The sequence below is a fragment of the Streptomyces sp. NPDC107550 genome (assembly GCF_055639095.1).
Map to the genome: position 1 here is coordinate 12,996 of NZ_JBVKBC010000009.1, position 13,910 is coordinate 26,905.

A 13,910-nucleotide genomic window follows, 5' to 3' on the forward strand; every position below is an offset into this window, starting at 1 on the left:
TCGGTTGAAATCACATCAATTGCCGCGAGATCAACGGTCCCGGAGAGATGTGGATTCAAGCCCGAGATTGGCTTGATCGGTCAGGAAATGACATGCGGCGTTCCGATGCGGGCGGCGCCTCGCCCGGCGCCCGGGAGGACTACGCTGCGTCGGTGATGGAAAGGCCAGACAGTCAGCCGCCGGGCCCCCTCGGGCAGCCGGGCCCGCCGCGCCGCCGCGACCGGCACGGGCGGGGCATGCGCGGACCCGTGGCGCCGCCGCAGGTGCCCCTGTCGACGAGCCGCGGCGAGGCGTTCGCCGACATGGTGCAGGACTCGGTCGAGCGGCTGGAGCGGCGCTGGCCGCAGCTCGCCGAGGTCGATTTCATCGTGCTCGAAGTGCCCCGCCTGACCGCCGAGGACGAGGCGTGGGGCGCCGACACCGTGCCGCTCGGCGGCATGATCCCGGCGCGCGAGGACCGCCCCGCGCGCGTGGTGATCTACCGGCGGCCCGTGGAGATCCGTACCAAGGGCCGCGACGAGCGCGCCGCGCTGGTGCACGACGTGGTGGTCGAGCAGGTCGCCGAGGTCCTCGGGCTCACCCCGGAGACCGTCGACCCCCGCTACGGCGACGACGACGAGGACTGAGCGCCCCGCCGGCCGCCGCCTCAGCTACTTCTGAAGTACCGTCAGGTCCTCGTCGGCCTCCGGCACCGAGACCGTGCCCCGGTCGTCCGGCATCGTCTGGATGGTGAACGCGGGCACGCCGTCCTGCGACTGCGCCAGCATCCGCGACGCGTGCACCGGCCCGCCCGAGACCGGCTCCACGGTCAGCGCGTACGAGCCCTTGAGGCCCGAGGGCGCCGGCGGGGTGACGGCGAGCGTCGTCCCGGCCTTGACCGTGTACTCCTTCGTGACAGGCGTGCCGCCCCCGCTGCCCGCCGACGCGGTGACCTTGACCGTCCCGTCGGCACCCGGCGCGGTCAGCGACAGCGTCGTGCCCTTGGCGCGGGCGTCGGCGGCCGTGGCGCGGGTGCCGATGTCGCGGGTCGCCGGGATGAACGCGGTCTCCTGGTCCGCGCCCTTGCCCCGGGTGACGCGCAGCGCCGCGACGACCGGCGCGGAGCCCTCGGCCGGCGTGAGGATCAGCGAACCGGCGTCCCCGCGCGTGACGTCGCCGAGGTCGGCGGTGGCCGTCATGCCGGACTTCACGTGCAGGGTGTCGTGCCCGGCCGGGGCGATCCGGCCGGTGGACGTCGCCAGGCGCACCTTGAGGTCCGCGTCGTCCTGGCCCGGCGCGAACGCCACGAGCCGCACGTCCGTCGCGTCCTTCGGGATGCCCGGCAGCACCAGTGAGGGCGCCGGGTCGGCGGCCGGGGCCAGCCAGTCGCCGCCGCGCTTGTCGTCGACGTCGGAGACGGCGGCGGCGACCCGGCCGCTGCGCGCGCTCACCCGCAGCGTCAGATTCGGGTACGCCTTGTCGGTGAGCGTCGACAGCAGCACGGGCACGCTGGAGTGCGGGCCGACCTGGATGCCCTCGCCGACGTCCGACTTCACGGCGCCCTCGGGCCCGTAGAGCTGCACGTCGACGACGGCGGCCTCGTCGTCGGGGTTGGTGAGGTGGACGTAGTCGGTGCGGTCGGCGGCGGTGCTCGCGCCCGGGAACCAGAAGTCGGTGTCCGGGGCCGAGCAGCCGATGCCGTGCAGGCCCCGGCCCGCACCCGCGTCGATCCGCGTGGTCTGTTGCACGGTCCAGCCGGGGGCGAGCGCGCCGTCGGCGGTGCCGATCAGGGCGGGCGCGTCGGCGCCGGAGACGTCACCGGTCGCGGGCGTGCCGGGCGCCTTGGGCGTGAGGGGGTCCTTGGCCTGCTTGCCCTTGGACTTGGACGAGCCGCCCGCGCCCGCCGCCTTGAGCGAGGCGGTGCCCTTGGCGCCCTTCTCGGCGGCCATGGGCGGCGTGTACGAGGTGTACGTGGTCTCCGCGAGGTCCGACTGGCTGGGCGCGGGGCAGAGCAGCCCGGAGCGCTCCACCGGCAGATGGGCGGCGGCCTTGGCGGGCGCCTCGGCGGCGCCGCTGTCGGACGTGGTCGCGGCGGCGAGGCCGGTGACGGCGGCCAGGACCGTCGTGGCGGCGATCAGGGACAGGGTCGTGCGGTTCACTGCTGGCTCCCGTCGGGGCGCTCGGTGCCGGCGCCGTTTCCGTGGCCGTGGCCGTGGCCGTGCTGGTCGTACGCGGGGTCGTAGCCGCCCTGCTGCTGGTCGTACGCGGCCTGCTGCTGCGGGTCGTACGCCTGCTGCGGGTCGTACGGGGCCTGCTGCTGCGGGTCGTAGGCGCCGCCGTACGCGTACGGGTCGTACTGGCCGCCCTGGTAGGGGTCGGCGGCCGGCTGGCTGTAGCCGTAGCCGCCCTGCTGGTACTGCTGCTGCTCGGCCGTGGCGTACGCGTCGGCGTACCCCGCGCCCGCGTCCGCGTCCACGGGGTGCTCCCACTCGCCGTACTGCTGCTGCGGGATGCCGGCGGCCGGGGCCTGCTCATCGGGCGCGGGGGGCGCCTCCGTACCGGCCGCCGCCTGGTCCGCCTCCGCCTCGGCCTGGGCGCGCAGGCGGCGGGCGCGGCGGCCCTCGCCCGCGACGGGCTGGGCGGGGACAGCGGGCTCCTCCGGCAGGTCGTCGTCGACGTCCTTGCGGCGGCCCGGCAGGGCGAGGACCACGAGGACGACGGCGAGCGCGCCCTGCGCCCACAGCCAGAGGGTGTGGGTGAGCGGGGCGTCGTAGGTGACGTCGAGGGTGCCGCCCGTGGCGGGCAGTTCGAAGCCCTGGGCCCAGCCGTCGATCGTGGTGCGGGTCAGCGGCTTGCCGTCGAGGGTGGCGCTCCAGCCGTCGGCGGCCTGGTCGGCGAGGCGCAGCACGCGCCCCTGGGGGCCGCCGGGGACGCGGGTGTGGATCTCGACGGGGCCCGCGGCGACGGCCTGGGCGGCGTCGGAGGTGGAGCCGGCGTCGGCCTTCGGGAGCACGACCGCGCGGGCGACCTGGCGGTCCACGCGCCACAGCGCGGTGCCGTCCTGCTGGCTGAGCCGGGTCAGGCCGGGGGTGGCGTCGAGGACGCGGCTCATCGCGCGTGGGGCGCCGTCGCGGACGAGGACGTAGCGGACGGCGAAACCGCCGAGCTGGTCGGCCTGGTCGGCGCCGGACCCGGCGACGAGGTTGGCGACGACCTTGTCGAGGCGGGCGTTGCGGCCCGCCGCGTCGATCAGTTCGCCGTCGCCGAGGCGGGCGCCCGCGCCGCGCACCAGGGAGTAGGAGACGCGGCCGGTGTCGCCGGCGAGGACGAGGGTGCGGGCCTGGTCGCGGGTGCCGGCCTCCTCGGCGACGAACGCGGGGACCTGGACCGGGTCCCGGCGCTCCAGCGGGCCGTCGGCGCCGGCGATCATCCAGCCGGCGGCGAGCAGCAGCGGGCCGGCGGCGGCGGCGAACGCGATGAGGGCGGCGACCGGCTGGCGCCAGCCGAAGCTCTGCTCGGCGACCCGGGAGCGGGCGCCGTCGGCGCCGAGCGCGGCGGCGGCGAGCAGCGCGAGCCCGTAGACGAGGGTCGCGGGGCCCGCCCAGGCCGACTTGTCGGCGAGGACGGCGAAGACGAGCGCGACGAGGGCGGCGGTCCACGCGGCGAGCACGGCGAGGCGGCGCTCCTGGCGCAGCAGCGCGGCGAGCGCGGCGAGGACGATGCCGATGAGCAGCAGGCTGCCGGTGGTGCCGGGGCCGCCGGGCGAGGCGCCGAGCAGGCCGAGCGCGGAGGCGCTGCCCTTGCCGTAGGGCAGTCCTGCCTCGGTGAAGAAGCCGGTGGGCAGCAGCGAGAGGGACCACGGGGCGAGCATCAGCAGCGGGGTGCCGAGAGCGGCGAGGACCCGGGGCCCGTACGCGACGAGGTCGGTGCGGCGCACGGCGAGCAGCGCGACGCACAGCACGGCCGCGATCGGCCACACGATCGGTGTGAACGCGGTGGTGATGGTCAGGAGCAGCGCGAACGCCCAGGTGGCACGCCAACTGCCGCGCACGCCTCGCGCGTTCGTCAGGCCCGACGCGGCGAGGGCGGCGCGGGCGATGAGCGGCAGCAGGACCGCGAGGACGGCCGTGCCGATGCGGCCGCCGGCGAGGGCGCCGGTGGTCGCGGGCAGGAAGGCGTACGCGACGGCCGCCCACGCGCGCAGCAGCCGGGAGGTGACCAGCGGCCGGGACGCGAAGTAGGCGGTGATGCCGGCGAGCGGCACCGAGCCGACCAGGAGGACGGTGACGGCGAGGCCCGTGGAGCCGAACAGGACGGTGGCGAGCGTCGCCAGCAGCGCGAGGTAGGGGGGCGCGGCCTGGGTGCCGCCGGTGCTGGTGGCGTGCCAGGCGTCGATGTAGCGGGCCCACAGGTCGGACGCGGCGGCGGGCGCGGGCAGCAGCGCGCCGCCCGCGAGGGCGCCGCCGCCGAGCAGGGCGCGGCACGCGATCAGCGACACGAGCAGCAGGGCGGCGAAGAGGAGCGGGGCGGGGTTGCGGGCGAGGCGTTTGAGGCGTGCGAAGCGTTCGACGGGTACGAACTCGTCGTCGCCGGGGCCTTCGAGGCCGCCGCCGCCGTGCCGTCCCGCGGTGGTGGTCTCGGGGTCGGAGCCGCGGAAGAGGTTGCCTGCGACCTGCTCGACGGTGAGCCGGAGCGTCGCGCCGGGCGGCGGGAACAGCGGGCGCAGTTCCTTCGGGTCGACGGCGCCCCGGCCGCGCTCCTTGCGGGCGGCGAGGACGCGGCCGGGCCGCAGCAGGGTCGTGAAAAGCCCGGTGATCTCGTCGAACGCCTGCCCGGGCACCTTGCCGACGAGGTAGGCGAGGGTGCGCAGGACGGTGCCGACGACGAGCCGGACCAGGGTCCAGGGGAGCGCCGCCGCGGGCGCGTTGACGAGGAGGGTGTAGACCGCGCCGGCCTTGTCGACCTTGTGCGGGGAGGTGGCGGTGCGGCCGACGCAGTCGACGGTGCGGCGCTCGCGCGAGGACGCCTCGGCGTGCCGGACGACGGCTTCGGGGGCGACGAGGACGCGGTGCCCGGCGGCCTGGGCGCGCCAGCACAGGTCGACGTCGTCGCGCATCAGGGGCAGCTTGCGGTCGAAGCCGCCGAGCTGTTCGTAGACATCGCGGCGGATGAGCATGCCGGCGGTGGAGACGGAGAGGACGGGGCGCACGTGGTCGTGCTGGCCCTGGTCCTGCTCGCGGCGGTCGAGGCCGGTCCAGCGGCGCCCGGAGCGGGCGATGGAGACGCCGACTTCGAGGAGCTGTCTGCGGTCGTACCAGCCGCGCAGCTTGGGTCCGACGACGGCGACCTCGGCGCCGGCCTCGTACTCGGCGTCGACGACGCGCAGCATCTGCGCGAGGGCGTCCGGGTCGGGGGCGCAGTCGTCGTGCAGCAGCCACAGCCACTGCACGGGGTCGCCGTGCGGCAGGTCGGGCAGGTCATAGGCGTCGTCGCGCCAGCTGCGGCTGACGGGGTCCCAGCCGCTGGGGCGCTTGAGGTACGGCAGTTCCTCGGGGCCGAGGACGCCGGCGCCGCGCACGGCCTCGTCGACGGCCTGGCCGAAGCCGGTGCGGCGGGCGAGGTGCAGGACGCGCTCGTCGCCGAGGGCCGCGCCGATCAGGGCGGCGGAGTCGTCGGCGCTCCCGGTGTCGGCCGCCACCGCGTTCTGCACGGGGCGCTCCTGGGCGAGCAGGCCCGACAGGACGTCGGGCAGCCAGCGGGAGCCGTCGTGGGAGACGAGGACGGCGGTGACGACATGCCTGGGGTGGGCGGGGGCGCCGCTCGGGTCGGACCCCGCTGCGTGCCCCGGGTTGAACGCGGCTGCGGCAGCGCCGAACTGGCCTGCCGAGTGGCTGTGCACGGACATCGAGGTACGGGCCCCGGTTCGTCTGGACTGCGGTGGACGCCTGCGTCCGCTGGGGACACCGAGGCGACTCGGACGGGGCCCCACACTAACGGCTGACAACCACAGCGGCCCGCCGCCTGTGGACAACCACCTGCGACGGGCCGTACGCACCACGCCTGTTCGGGGATCGGCTCGGGGCCGCGCGGCCGGGCCGGGTGAGGTCCCGGCCGGGCACCTGGCTCAGACCGCGGCCTTCTTCAGCCGGCGGCGCTCACGCTCCGACAGGCCGCCCCAGATGCCGAACCGTTCGTCGTTGGCGAGCGCGTACTCCAGGCATTCCGACCGGACCTCGCAGGCAAGGCAGACCTTCTTGGCCTCCCTGGTGGAGCCGCCCTTCTCGGGGAAGAAGGACTCGGGGTCGGTCTGGGCGCACAGTGCGCGCTCCTGCCAGCCGAGTTCCTCTTCCGCGTCCTCGACCAGCAGGTCCGTAAACGACTCGGTCATAGTGCGCCCCTCGTCTGTCCGTGCGTCCCCGTGATGTTGCCGTTACCGATTTCGGCTGAACGACACGAGTGAAATTACAAGTGTGCCGATCCGGGGCAGTCAAGCCGAGATCTGCTATTGGGCCCCTTATTCACTCTGCGGAACCAAGCCTATGCGGAAAGTGTTCAAATCGGCAAAAACCGTGACACTTGCCACCGGCCCATCCGCCCGGACGAGCCCTCGCTCACCCTCTCCATCCCTCGCAAAACCACTACAACGAAGGACGCCGCGGAGTTTGATCACGTTCCGGAGGGCCCGCAGAAGCGAACCGGATCACATTCGGATCACAGGATCGCAACGGCGTTTACCCACCGGACTGGTGCCCCACATGTCCGCTCCCACGCCTGCACAAACCTTTCGCCTGCGAGAGATACCGGATGAGGTGAAACATATCTCGCAATCCGGACAATGAGTTGACACGGGACGCATGAACCGGTGTGCTGGTGGGCATGCTCGTGAACTTGGCACTCGTGACGACCCGGACCGCTCGGTCCGTCGCCGCTGCCCACGCGCGCTGTAGCTGTTCCTGTTCCTGCTGTTGAGTCGTCGAGCCTCCGGCTCCGACCGCACGCGACCGGCCCTGACGCCTCCCGCGCCACCGCCCCGTCGCCCGCCGCACCCCGGCACCGCATGACGGCCCGTCACCGGGCGCCCACCGGCGCCCTCGCCCGGCGCCCGCCGCGGCCCGCGCGCACCCCACGACCTGCCCCGCGCGGCCCGCATCTCCCGCACCACCCGTACCTCCTTGTCAGGCCGCGCGTACCCCCTCTCGTACGCCCCACTCCGAGGACCACCCACACTCCATGAACAGCGACAGCGACCTCCAGATCGCCGGCGACCTCCTCGAAGTGCCGCACCTGCTGCGGCCCGCCCGCGAACACCCCGAGACCGTGGCCGAGTTCACCGGGCTCGCCCGCGCCCTCGCCGCCGACCCCGCCCAGTGGGCGCACCTCGTCCGCTACGACGCCACCACCCGCTGGTACCACCGCCTGCGCACCGGCCCCGGCTACGAGGTCTGGCTGCTGTCCTGGGTCCCCGGGCAGGGCAGCGGCCCCCACGACCACGGCCGCTCCTCGGGCGTACTGACCGTCCTCGCGGGCGAACTGACGGAGCGTTCACCGCGCGGCACCCGCACCCTGCGCGCCGGGACGCAGCGCCTGTACGCGCCCGGCTCCGTGCACGACATCGCCAACGACTCCCTCGACGGCGCCGTCAGCCTGCACGTCTACTTCCCCGGCCTGACCGAGATGCCGATGCGGACCGCCGCCTGCGCGGTCGCCGAACCGGTCACGTCCTGAGACCGCCTGCCGCGCACCCCGCCCGGCCTGCGATGCTGGGCGCATGCGCATTGTGGTTCTGGCAGGCGGCATCGGCGGTGCCCGGTTCCTTCGCGGTCTCAAACTGGCCGCCCCCGACGCGGACATCACGGTCGTCGGCAACACCGGGGACGACATCCATCTCTTCGGGCTGAAGGTCTGCCCGGACCTCGACACCGTGATGTACACGCTCGGCGGCGGCATCCAGGAGGAGCAGGGCTGGGGGCGGACCGACGAGTCCTTCACCGTCAAGGAGGAGCTGGCCGCGTACGGCGTCGGACCCGAGTGGTTCGGCCTCGGCGACCGCGACTTCGCCACCCACATCGTCCGTACGCAGATGCTCGCCGCCGGGTTCCCGCTCAGCGCCGTCACCGAGGCGCTGTGCGAGCGGTGGCAGCCCGGCGTCCGGCTCCTGCCCATGTCCGACGACCGCGTCGAGACCCATGTGGCGGTCACCGTCGACGGCGAGCGGCGCGCCGTGCACTTCCAGGAGTACTGGGTGAAGATGCGCGCCGGCGTCGACGCCGAGGCCGTCGTGCCCGTCGGCGCCGAGCACGCCACGCCCGCGCCCGGCGTCCTGGAGGCCATCGCCGCCGCCGACGTCATCCTCTTCCCGCCGTCCAACCCCGTCGTCAGCGTCGGCACCATCCTCGCCGTGCCCGGCATCCGGGAGGCCATCGCGGAGGCGGGCGCGCCCGTCGTCGGCCTCTCCCCCATCGTCGGCGACGCCCCGGTGCGCGGCATGGCCGACAAGGTCCTCGCCGCCGTCGGCGTCGAGTCCAGCGCCGCCGCCGTCGCCGAGCACTACGGCGCCGGGCTCCTCGACGGCTGGCTCGTGGACACCCGCGACGAGGACGCCGTCGCGCGCGTGGAGAAGGCCGGCATCCGCTGCCGTGCCGTACCGCTGATGATGACCGACCCCGAGACCGGCACGGCCGCCGCCGCCATGGCCCGCGAGGCGCTTGAGCTGGCCGAGGAGGTGCGCGGCGCGTGAGCGGACTGCGCGTATGGGCCGTGCCCGGCATCCCCGAGGTGCGCGAGGGCGACGACCTGGCGAAGCTGATCGCCGCCGCCGAACCGGGGCTCGCCGACGGGGACGTGGTCCTCGTCACCTCCAAGATCGTCTCGAAGGCCGAGGGCCGTCTCGTCCACGCGGGCGACCGGGAGGCCGCCATAGACGCGGAGACCGTACGGGTCGTCGCCCGGCGCGGTCCGCTGCGCATCGTGGAGACCCGGCACGGCCTGGTGATGGCGGCGGCCGGCGTGGACGCCTCCAACACGCCCGCCGGGACCGTGCTGCTGCTGCCCGAGGACCCCGACGCGTCCGCCGAGACGATCCGCGCCGGGCTGCGGGACGCGCTCGGCGTCGAGGTCGGCGTCATCCTCACCGACACCTTCGGGCGCCCCTGGCGCAACGGCCTGACCGACATCGCCATCGGCGCCGCGGGCGTCCGCGTCCTGGAGGACCTGCGCGGCGGCACCGACGCCCACGGCAACCCGCTCTCCGCGACCCTCGTCGCCACCGCCGACCAGCTCGCCGGGGCCGGTGACCTCGTCAAGGGCAAGGCGGCCGGGCTGCCCGTCGCCGTCGTGCGCGGCCTCGACCCGGCGCGGCTCGGCGGCGCGGGCGGGGCGCGGGAGCTGGTGCGCGGGGCGCGCGACGACATGTTCCGCCTCGGCACCTCCGAGGCCGTACGGGAAGCGGTCACGCTGCGGCGCACGGTACGGGCGTTCACCGACGAGGAGGTCGACCCGGGGGCCGTGCGCCGGGCCGTCGCCGCCGCCGTCACCGCGCCCGCCCCGCACCACACGACACCGTGGCGGTTCGTGCTCCTTGAGAGCGCGGACGCGCGGACCCGGCTGCTCGACGCGATGCGCGACGCGTGGATCGCGGACCTGCGGCGCGACGGCAAGAGCGAGGAGTCGATCGCCAAGCGGGTCCGGCGCGGCGACGTCCTGCGCGACGCGCCCTATCTCGTCGTCCCCTGCCTGGTCATGGACGGCTCCCACACGTACGGGGACGCGCGCAGGGACGCGGCCGAGCGGGAGATGTTCGTCGTCGCGGCCGGCGCCGGGGTGCAGAACTTCCTGGTGGCGCTGGCGGGCGAGCGGCTCGGCTCGGCGTGGGTGTCCTCCACGATGTTCTGCCGGGACGTGGTGCGCGAGGTGCTCGGGCTTCCCGGCGACTGGGACCCCATGGGCGCGGTCGCCGTCGGCCACCCGGCGCGGGAGCCGGGCCCGCGCCCGGAACGGCAGGCGGCGGACTTCATCGAGGTCCGCTAGCGGGTTTCCGCGGGGCAGCGGCTGCGGCGGCTCGGCGGCTGCGCGGCGCTGCGGCTCAGCGGCTGCGGCTGCGGCTGCGTCGCGGCTCACCAGCGGGCGATGTCGACCTTGCGCATCTTCGGCTGACGGCGGGCCGGCGCGGCGCCGCTGAGCAGGATCAGGCGGGCCGCCCGGTGCCGCTGGCCCGCGTAAGGGGCGAGCAGATCGAGCATGATCTCGTCGGTGACGTCGCGGTCGCGGGCCAGCGCCCAGCCGACGATGCCCGGCAGATGCAGATCGCCGGTGGTGACCTCGTCGGGGGCGCCGTGGGTGCGCTGGACGGTCTCGGCGGAGGTCCAGGGGCCGATGCCGGGGACGAGTTCGAGCCGGGCGCGGGCGGCGGCCGGGTCCATCGCCGCCGCTTCCTCCAGGCGCGGGGCGACGCGGGCGGCGCGCAGGATCGCCGAGGCGCGCTTGTCGTCGACGCCCGCCTTGTGCCACTCCCAGGACGGGACGCGGGTCCAGGTGTACGGGTCGGGGGGCACCCGCATGCCGAGCCGCTCGCCCGCCGGGCCCGGCGCGGCCTCCCCGTACGCGTGCAGCAGCCGACGCCAGGCGCGGTACGCCTCGTCGGTGGTGATCTTCTGCTCCAGGATCGAGGGGATCAGCGATTCGAGGACCAGGCCGGTGCGCGTCAGGCGCAGGCCGGGGCGGCGGTGCGCGGTGTGCGCGAGCAGCCGGTGGCGCGGGGTGAACGGCTCCGGGTCGTCGGCCGCGCCCAGCAGCTCCGGCATCCGGTCGAGGAACCAGTCGGCGCCCGGCCCCCACGCCTGCCCGCGCACCGATCCGTCCGGTCCCGGCGTCACGCACAGCGTGGCGGGCCCGGCCGGGGTGCGGCTCACCCGCCAGAACGCGCCGTCGGGCGTGGCCCGGAAGGTGGGGTCGGCGGGCCCCCGACGCAGCGGGGTCAGGGTCAGCCCGAGGTGCAGGGGCGCGGCGGGGACGTAGGTCCGGGTCCGTACGCGCGTGTCCGCCGCCGCGGGGCCCGGGGTCGGGCGGGGCGCGGGGACGGAGGAGGCGGAGGGGAAGCGACGGCCGGCCACGGGTCCTGGGGTTCTGAGGGTGTGCGGTGTGCGGTGTGCGGGGTGTGCGGTACGGGGGTGCCGTACGGGTGTGTCCCTACGAGGGTAGGGGGTGCGGGGCGCTCGCGCGGGCGGCCCGGGACTTCCGTATACGGCGACGGGCCCCGGCCCCCGGGGCGGGAGCGCGGGGCCCGGGCGCCGGAGTGCCGGGGCGGCGGGGCTACTGGTCCGGGGAGAAGCGGATCGCGCGGGTCGGCAGCTCGGTGTCGCACCAGAGGCGGGCGCCGCAGCACAGCTCGTTGTCCGCGCCGACGCGGGCGCCGTCGCCGATGACCGCGCCGTCCAGGACGCTGCGGGCGCCGATGTGGGCGCCCCTGCCGATCAGGGAGTCCGTGACGACCGCGCCGGGCTCGATCACGGCGTCGTCGAGGACCGTGGACCCGGCGATCCGCGCGCCCTCGCCGATCAGGGCGCGGGCGCCGACGACCGTGCCGCCGGTGATCTTCGCGTCGGCGGCGACCTTCGCGCCGTCGAGCACGAGCCGTTCGCCGCAGCGGCCGGGCACCGCCGGGGAGGGCGCGAGACCGAGCACGAGATCGGCGGAGCCGCGGACGAACGCCTGCGGGGTGCCGAGGTCCAGCCAGTACGTGGAGTCGACCATGCCCTGGAGGTGGGCGCCCGACGCGAGCAGGTCGGGGAACGTCTCGCGCTCCACGGAGACCGGGCGGCCCGTCGGGATGGCGTCGATGACCGAGCGGCGGAAGACGTAGGCGCCCGCGTTGATCTGGTCGGTGACGATCTCCTCGGGCGTCTGCGGCTTCTCCAGGAACGCCTGGACGCGGCCCGAGTCGTCGGTGGGCACGAGCCCGAACGCGCGCGGGTCCTCCACGCGCGACAGATGCAGCGAGACGTCGGCGCCGGAGGTCTCGTGGGTGTCGACGAGGGCCTGGATGTCGAGGCCGGTGAGGATGTCGCCGTTGAAGACGAGCACCGGGTCGTCGGGGCCGGAGTCCAGGCGGGAGGCGACGTTGCGGATGGCGCCGCCGGTGCCGAGGGGCTCCACCTCGGTGACGTACTCCAGGTGCAGGCCGAGCCGGGAGCCGTCGCCGAAGTACGGCTCGAACACCTCCGCCAGATAGGAGGTGGCCAGCACGATGTGCTCGACGCCCGCCGCCTTCGCCCGCGCGAGCTGGTGCGTGAGGAACGGCACGCCGGCCGCCGGGACCATCGGCTTCGGCGTGTTCACCGTGAGGGGGCGCAGCCTGGTGCCCTTGCCGCCGACCAGGAGGATCGCTTCTGTCACCTGTCGTCTCTGCTTCCTGCTGGGGCCGGCCGAACTGTCTTTCGGCCGGCCAGTGTATGCAGACCGTGCGGGGCGCCCGGGCCGGCGTCAGCGGCCCTGGAGGCGGGCGGCGGTGCTCCGGACCGTACCGAGCTTGTCGTAGAGACGGCGTCCCGGGCACTCCGTGGCGAACCCGTCCCGGTGGCCGGAGATCACCTTGAGTCGCACATTCTTTCCCTTGCGGTACAGATTGCCACCGCCGGACTTCAGAATCGTCGTCCCACGCGGGTCGGCCCCGTACAGACCGAGCTTCCACGCGGTGATCCGGGCGACGGCGCGCACGGCGGCGGCGGGCGGGGCGGCCGTGCCGAAGGTGCCGAGGACGGCGACGCCCATGCTGTTCGTGTTGAAGCCGAGGGTGTGGGCGCCCATCACCGGGCGGGCGATGCCGCCGGCGCGGCCCTCGTAGACGTTGCCGCACTTGTCGACGAGGAAGTTGTAGCCGATGTCACGCCAGCCGCTGCTCTTGACGTGGTAGCGGTAGATGCTCCGGATGACCGCGGGGGCCTGCGAGCAGCGGTAGTTGTTGCCGGACGCGGTGTGGTGGATGAACGCGGCCTTCACGGTCTTGGTGTACGCGAAGTCGCGCTCGCGCAGTTTCTCGTCGGCGCCCCAGCCCTTGCGGGTGATGATGCGCGGGCGCGGTCCGACGTACGGGTGTGCCTCGCCCGCGTCCGGGGTTCCGCCCCGGGCGGCGGCGAGTTCGTCCCGCGTCTGCTCGCGGGTCAGGGCGGGGACGGCGGTGGCGCCGGGCGGGACGAGTTCCGCGTTCGCGGCGGCTTCCTGTTCGACGGCCTTCGCGTTCTGGCTGGCGTCGGTGGCGCGGTCGTCGGTGGCGCGGTCGTCGGCGGGGGTCGTGCCCGGGTCGACGAGTTCCAGGCGCAGGCCCTTGGGCAGCGGGGGTGCGGCCGTGCGGGCGGCGGGGGGTGTGGCGCGGACGCGGATCTCGACGCCGTCGCTGTCGCCCACCCACAGGGGGGCGGTGGAGCCGTGGACGTGGCCCGAGGCGCGTTCGGCTGTGCCGGGGTCCGGGGCGTCGTCGTTGTGCGTCTGGAGGTCCTGCCACGACGACCACGTGGTCGTGCCCGCCGTACGGGTACGGACCTGCACCTGGCCGTCCAGCGCGGCGTCCGGGTCGTCCCAGACGACGCCGACCAGGGAGAACGGGCGTACGTCACGGCGCGTCAGGCCCTGCTCCTGCGGGGTGCCTGCGGCGCGGGTGCCTGCGGCGCGGGGGGCGGTCAGCGGGGTCAGGGGGCCCAGGGGGAGGGACTGGGTGTGGCCGGGGACGGTGGCCGGGTGGGTCGGGGTGCCGGGGGCGGCGGTGGTGGGGTGGGCGGCCAGGGTCACGGTCATGGCCAGGGCCAGGGGGAGGGCGGCGGTGAGGGCGGCGCCGGTGGGGGTTGCTCGGATACCACGCATGCCCATGATCGTGGTCATAAAGGGGGGTTCGCGGCCATCGGGGATGAGACGTTCGGGTACATCTGACGCCGCGTCGGTGA

Annotated in this window: 10 protein-coding genes; 4 read left to right on the forward strand and 6 right to left on the reverse strand. The window is 75.0% G+C overall.

Annotated elements, in window-relative coordinates; genetic code table 11:
* Positions 1 to 92 precede the first annotated feature (92 nt).
* Complete coding sequence (locus ACZ7LY_RS14875) at positions 93 to 626, forward strand: metallopeptidase family protein (RefSeq protein ID WP_471624977.1); 534 nt, start codon at positions 93 to 95, stop codon at positions 624 to 626.
* Positions 627 to 650: 24 nt separating this feature from the next.
* On the opposite strand, the gene ACZ7LY_RS14880 is transcribed toward ACZ7LY_RS14875, so the two are convergent.
* The 3 genes from ACZ7LY_RS14880 to ACZ7LY_RS14890 all read right to left on the reverse strand — a co-directional run bounded on the left by ACZ7LY_RS14880 (position 651) and on the right by ACZ7LY_RS14890 (position 6,367).
* Positions 651 to 2,138 carry a DUF5719 family protein gene (locus tag ACZ7LY_RS14880; RefSeq protein ID WP_471624978.1) on the reverse strand — a complete coding sequence of 496 codons (1,488 nt, stop codon included), beginning with the start codon at positions 2,136 to 2,138 and terminating at the stop codon, positions 651 to 653.
* Positions 2,135 to 5,884: a glycosyltransferase family 2 protein gene (locus ACZ7LY_RS14885; protein ID WP_471624979.1), complete on the reverse strand. Its 3,750-nt coding sequence runs from the start codon at positions 5,882 to 5,884 to the stop codon at positions 2,135 to 2,137. The genes ACZ7LY_RS14880 and ACZ7LY_RS14885 overlap by 4 nt, the downstream gene beginning before the upstream one ends.
* 219 nt (positions 5,885 to 6,103) lie before the next feature.
* Positions 6,104 to 6,367, reverse strand: a complete 264-nt coding sequence (locus tag ACZ7LY_RS14890) for a WhiB family transcriptional regulator (RefSeq protein WP_018533570.1) — start codon at positions 6,365 to 6,367, stop codon at positions 6,104 to 6,106.
* A gap of 842 nt (positions 6,368 to 7,209) precedes the next feature.
* On the opposite strand from ACZ7LY_RS14890, the gene ACZ7LY_RS14895 reads away from it, so the two are divergent.
* The 3 genes from ACZ7LY_RS14895 to ACZ7LY_RS14905 are packed head-to-tail and all read left to right on the forward strand — an operon-like array spanning position 7,210 to position 10,005.
* Positions 7,210 to 7,704 carry a cysteine dioxygenase gene (locus ACZ7LY_RS14895; protein WP_471624980.1) on the forward strand — a complete coding sequence of 165 codons (495 nt, stop codon included), beginning with the start codon at positions 7,210 to 7,212 and terminating at the stop codon, positions 7,702 to 7,704.
* 43 nt (positions 7,705 to 7,747) lie between these two features.
* Positions 7,748 to 8,716, forward strand: a complete 969-nt coding sequence (cofD, locus tag ACZ7LY_RS14900) for a 2-phospho-L-lactate transferase (RefSeq protein WP_471624981.1) — start codon at positions 7,748 to 7,750, stop codon at positions 8,714 to 8,716.
* Positions 8,713 to 10,005: a coenzyme F420-0:L-glutamate ligase gene (locus tag ACZ7LY_RS14905; RefSeq protein WP_471624982.1), complete on the forward strand. Its 1,293-nt coding sequence runs from the start codon at positions 8,713 to 8,715 to the stop codon at positions 10,003 to 10,005. The genes cofD and ACZ7LY_RS14905 overlap by 4 nt, the downstream gene beginning before the upstream one ends.
* An 86-nt stretch (positions 10,006 to 10,091) precedes the next feature.
* Here the strand turns inward: ACZ7LY_RS14905 and ACZ7LY_RS14910 are convergent, their stop codons facing one another.
* From ACZ7LY_RS14910 to ACZ7LY_RS14920, 3 genes are all read right to left on the reverse strand, one after another.
* A complete protein-coding gene (locus tag ACZ7LY_RS14910) occupies positions 10,092 to 11,087 on the reverse strand; it encodes a DNA-3-methyladenine glycosylase family protein (protein ID WP_471624983.1) in 996 nt (331 codons plus the stop codon).
* 199 nt (positions 11,088 to 11,286) lie between these two features.
* The gene (gene manB / locus ACZ7LY_RS14915) at positions 11,287 to 12,369 is read right to left on the reverse strand and encodes a mannose-1-phosphate guanylyltransferase (protein ID WP_471624984.1); all 1,083 of its coding nucleotides are present in this window, start codon (positions 12,367 to 12,369) and stop codon (positions 11,287 to 11,289) included.
* 87 nt (positions 12,370 to 12,456) lie between these two features.
* Entirely contained in the window at positions 12,457 to 13,830 is a 1,374-nt protein-coding gene (locus ACZ7LY_RS14920) for a peptidoglycan recognition protein family protein (protein WP_471624985.1), read from the reverse strand.
* Positions 13,831 to 13,910: the final 80 nt, after the last annotated feature.